Raw genomic sequence first — 4,556 nt, forward strand, 5'->3', positions numbered from 1 at the left:
TTCATTAGAGTCAAGACGTTCCGATAAGTGATTGAGAGATTCATCAACTGGCTGGAATAATTTAAATTTCCTTTTTAATTTTCCTGTCTTTCGATGATGGATATTTTTATCTCTTACTTTACTGTAGTCAAACTGCGTCAGTCGCTCGATACGAGATAATACATAAACGAGTGGACGGACAAATTGACGAGAAATGCTAATCGATAAAAAGATGATCCCTATTAACAAGATAATATGTCCCCCAAAGAAGACGGAAACAAATAACACCATCGCTTTATTAAAAGGCTCGTCAAATGGTTTGTACGCTGGATTCGGCATACGTACAACTAGTGTCGAGCCATCCTCTAAAGCAGTATTTCTCGACAGCTCTTTATACTCAAAAATATCGTAATTCTCTTCCAACAATTGAGGCTTATGGAGCTTCTTATGACGTTCACCAATGACTTCTACCCGATCCCACTGCCCATTATAAATTTCAACAGATGCCTTCTTATCCTGCAAACGTTGGCGCAGTTCTGAAGAAATCTCCCCTTTATCCTTCCAATCTCGAACTACTTCCTCAAAAAGCGGTTGGACAGGTAAAGCCGGAAGGAATAACAAATGGTATTTAGGAATCTCCCACGTGTGCATCCCTGGCCGTTTAAGAGTCATTATTTCGTTATCTGTCATACTACATAATTCACATGTATCTCCCGTGTAATCAACAATGTCCATCGATTGATTGAACAAATACAATTGCCCCAAGTTCTCCTCAGCTCGCTTCGCTAAGTAATCGGCAATCTTAATAGATTTCCCTTTTTCTACGACAGCATCATCTTTAATCTCAGAGACACTCATTATATGAATATCGTCACCGACATGATGATTAATAAAGTATGCAAAAGACACCAAACTTATAATAAAGCCAGTAATGATTAGTAAATAAAAAATGATGAAATAAGACACAAAACGAAGTGTTAATCTTCTAGCTGGCTTCATGAATGAACATCTCCAACCAGTTTATAACCAATCCCCCTTACAGTAATAATGCAAGTTGGTTTACCCGGATTCTCTTCTATTTTTTCTCGCAGTTTTCGAATATGAACCATCACAGTATTATCATCAAACAAACAGTCACCCCATACACGCTCATAAATTTGCTCCTTCGATAATACTTGCCCTACGTTTTCACATAAATACTTCAATAAGTAAAATAATCGTCCGCTAATAATTTCTTTTGTACCATTTACAGTCACCTCAGCTGCATCGATATCGAATGTAAATCGACTACATGAAAATAAATGACTACTCGGAGCATCTTTTTTCTTCATATATCTGGTAAGCTGAACCTTCACCCTCGCAACAAGCTCAAGTGGATTAAATGGCTTCGTAATATAATCGTCTGCACCGTTCATAAAACCGCGAAGCTTATCTGCATCACTACCTTTTGCCGTTAAAAAGAAGATAGGCGCTTCACTATGCTCACGAATCATATTCGCCATATCGAGCCCACTTCCATCAGGAAGCATAATATCTAATAGATAGAAATCAAAAACCTTCGTTTCAATTTTTCTTTTTGCTTCTTGAACAGTGTCGCAAAGTGTAATGTTTAAAAATCCTTCTTTTCTTAAGATAATTTCAATCATTTCTGCAATTGCACGTTCGTCCTCTAATACTAAAATTGATGCGTCTTGCATGCTATCACCTTCTTTTAAGAATACTTTAAGGTAGCCATCATTTCACGATAAGCTTTCTCCACTACAATATGTATAAGATAACCAATTAAGGAGATAAAACGCAATGACAACTAACCGTGTTACTTTTATTGATACAATGCGTGGTTTTAGCTTATTCGGCATCTTAATGGCGAATTTATTGATTTTCCAGTTTGGCATGTATGGCAAAGATGAACCAAAAGATCTATCCCTCCTCGATAATGGAGCGTGGTATTTTGTAAAAATCTTTATAGAGGGATCATTTATGCCGATCTTCACCATTTTATTTGGCTTCTCTCTTATTAAGCTTATAGAGTCTATTCGTAGAAAAAAAGATAAGAGTCGATGGTCCATTTTACGCCGCGCAACAGGGCTAATTGCTTTAGGTTTACTACATTCAACATTTTTATGGGATGGCGATATTTTATTTTCCTACGGGATGATGATATTGTTTTTAATTCCATTTATTAATCGTAAACCGAAAACTTTATTCATTTGGGCTGGTATCTTCTTAGTACTTATTACTAGCTTATCATTTGGTTCCACAGAAGAAACGAAAAAAGAACAGCAAGAGTTAGCAACCTATGTAGAAAAAGCCGACAATGTATACGCTAACGGGAGCTACTTAGACATTTTTAATTTCCGTGCAAATGATGTACCTCCGGGTATGGATGATGCAGGATTAGTCTTTGTCTTATTAGTGTTCCTTGCACCAATGTATACTTCTGCATTGACCCTTTTCGGCATGGGGCTTGCTAAAAAGCAAGCTTTTGTGAATATGGAAGATGAAAAGAAATGGTATAAGCTCGGCGCTCTGCTTGTTCCAATTGGGCTAGCTTTAAAGAGTTTGAGTTTTATTATAGAAAGCAATTTTTCCGGTATGCTGTTAATAGGTGGATCTGAATTATTAGCAATTGGCTATGTCTGCCTTGCCGCTCTAATATATAAAACTCGCCCAGTACAACGTCTCGCTCCTGCCTTTGAGAGTGTTGGTAAACTATCATTAACTAATTATCTAATGCAAACTATTATTTGTACAACAGTATTTTATGGATATGGTCTAGGCTTATACGGCAAGTTAGGCGTGTTTGGCGGTATTTTATTTGGAATCGTCGTGTACAGCTTGCAATGTGTTTTCAGCCTCGCCTATTTCAAGAAATTTAAACGTGGACCATTTGAATCTGTACTGCGTGTATGGACGAATTGGTCTTGGAACGGACAGATTAAAATAAAACAGAAAGGAAGTACTTTACATGAATAGTGACTCCAAAGAGGACTTTACAGATACATGGTGGTTCTTAGGAATCTGTACTGCTGTAGCTGCCGTTTTAACACTATTTGCTTTTTAATATAACAATCAACTTTGCACTTGGGAACAACTTATACAACAATATCTTGCAATTCGTTTTCGTTCGCCCCCTACTGTATACTATGACTACACATACTATACAGCTTAGGAGGCGTTTTTTTGCTACAGCGAATTATTATTACTGGCTATAGACCACATGAATTGGGCATTTTTAATGACAAGCACCCCGGCATTGCCATTATAAAAAAAGCACTCGAAAACCGTCTGCGTATATTGATCGATGAAGGTTTAGAATGGGTAATTATTAGTGGCCAGCAAGGTGTAGAAACATGGGCAGCTGAGGTTGTTCTTATGTTAAGAAAGGAATTTCCTCATTTAAAATATTCTGTTATCACTCCTTTTTTAGAGCAAGAAAAAAATTGGCAAGAACATAAAAAAGAGAAATATCAAGCATTAATAGCTCAAGCAGACTTTGTAACGAGTGTAACGAAAAAACAATACGAGGCTCCATGGCAATTTATCGAAAAAGACAAATTCATTATTCAAAATACAGATGGTCTGCTGCTTATTTACGATGAAGAAAATGAAGGCTCCCCGAAATATATGAAACGTCTAGCAGAAAAATATATGGAAACACATGACTATATACTTTTGATGATTACCGCTTATGATTTACAAATAGTAGCTGAAGAAATGCAGCAACAAGATTGGTAGGGAAAATATTGCTATAATTTTCCGATAATTATATACTTAAACTAATAATAGCGCGTGGTTGATCTCCGTTCCGACTGGGCTCTTTCCAGGGGGCGTTCGATGAGCCGCTTCAATCCACTTATATAAAAAAATATCATCTCTAACTTTAGATGATAAGTATTAGCTATAGTTACTTCTTTTTTATAAATTCACGTCTTTTTCTACCCTTTAGTGCTAATTTCCGAAAAGGAGCTGCTAACATTTGAGTAAAAAAATCGAAATGGTTCTTGAGTCGTCGCCGGTGAATGTTTCTCATGATACGTACCGCAGGGAGTGCAAATATACACGCGGAATTCATATTGAAGAACAAGAGTTTAAAGCAATTTTAAATGCAATGTGCCACGATTCTCGCTTGTATTTCGACTTCCATAATCCACGCAGAGAGATTAAAAAAGGAACATATTTAAATGGACACTCTGGGTTAGCGCGTAGTATTTATCATTACTATAAAACAAATCATAACGTTGAACTGACCGAGATTATAAACGGTAAAGATTTTTATGTAAAAATAATATAAAAATTCCATATTATTAAAGTGGGTTGTTTCTTACATAGCAACCCACTTTTATGTCCGTAAAAAAGAGGGCACTGAAAAAATCTATATCTTCTCACATTGCGAGGTATTCAACAATTAAATTGTAGAATACCTCGCTTTTTTCATTTGGCACTGTGACTCTACTGTTGTTTTCCGAAGCATTCCGCTCGCTTTCCCGCAGGAGTCGAGCGATGCTTCTCCAAACAACGCAATGTATCATACTATTATTTTAGTCACGCTTTCCTTTATAATAAAAGAATTAATG

At 36.5% G+C, this 4,556-nt stretch carries 4 protein-coding genes and 1 pseudogene; 3 read left to right on the forward strand and 2 right to left on the reverse strand.

The window, feature by feature from the left end; all coding sequences use genetic code 11:
• Together PVA17_RS24345 and PVA17_RS24350 are read right to left on the reverse strand one after the other, a co-directional pair.
• Positions 1–978, reverse strand: a pseudogene (locus PVA17_RS24345) (sensor histidine kinase); the annotation flags it as partial.
• Positions 975–1,676 (reverse strand): response regulator transcription factor, encoded by a 702-nt coding sequence (locus PVA17_RS24350; RefSeq protein ID WP_274069273.1) that lies wholly within the window; start codon positions 1,674–1,676, stop codon positions 975–977. The gene PVA17_RS24350 and the pseudogene PVA17_RS24345, both read right to left, overlap by 4 nt.
• A gap of 103 nt (positions 1,677–1,779) precedes the next feature.
• On the opposite strand from PVA17_RS24350, the gene PVA17_RS24355 reads away from it, so the two are divergent.
• From PVA17_RS24355 to PVA17_RS24365, 3 genes are all read left to right on the forward strand, one after another.
• Complete coding sequence (locus PVA17_RS24355; RefSeq protein WP_274069274.1) at positions 1,780–2,955, forward strand: DUF418 domain-containing protein; 1,176 nt, start codon at positions 1,780–1,782, stop codon at positions 2,953–2,955.
• 207 nt (positions 2,956–3,162) lie between these two features.
• Positions 3,163–3,717, forward strand: a complete 555-nt coding sequence (locus PVA17_RS24360; RefSeq protein ID WP_274069275.1) for an SLOG family protein — start codon at positions 3,163–3,165, stop codon at positions 3,715–3,717.
• Between the two features lie 241 nt (positions 3,718–3,958).
• Positions 3,959–4,273 carry a hypothetical protein gene (locus PVA17_RS24365; protein WP_132364870.1) on the forward strand — a complete coding sequence of 105 codons (315 nt, stop codon included), beginning with the start codon at positions 3,959–3,961 and terminating at the stop codon, positions 4,271–4,273.
• Positions 4,274–4,556 lie beyond the last annotated feature (283 nt).

This window comes from Lysinibacillus sp. CNPSo 3705 (assembly GCF_028674935.1).
Taxonomy (GTDB): domain Bacteria; phylum Bacillota; class Bacilli; order Bacillales_A; family Planococcaceae; genus Lysinibacillus.

Coding starts and splice junctions, on each gene's coding strand:
- PVA17_RS24350 (WP_274069273.1), bottom strand. CDS start 1,676: ATGCAAGACGCATCAATTTTAGTATTAGAGGACGAACGTGCAATTGCA.
- PVA17_RS24355 (WP_274069274.1), top strand. CDS start 1,780: ATGACAACTAACCGTGTTACTTTTATTGATACAATGCGTGGTTTTAGC.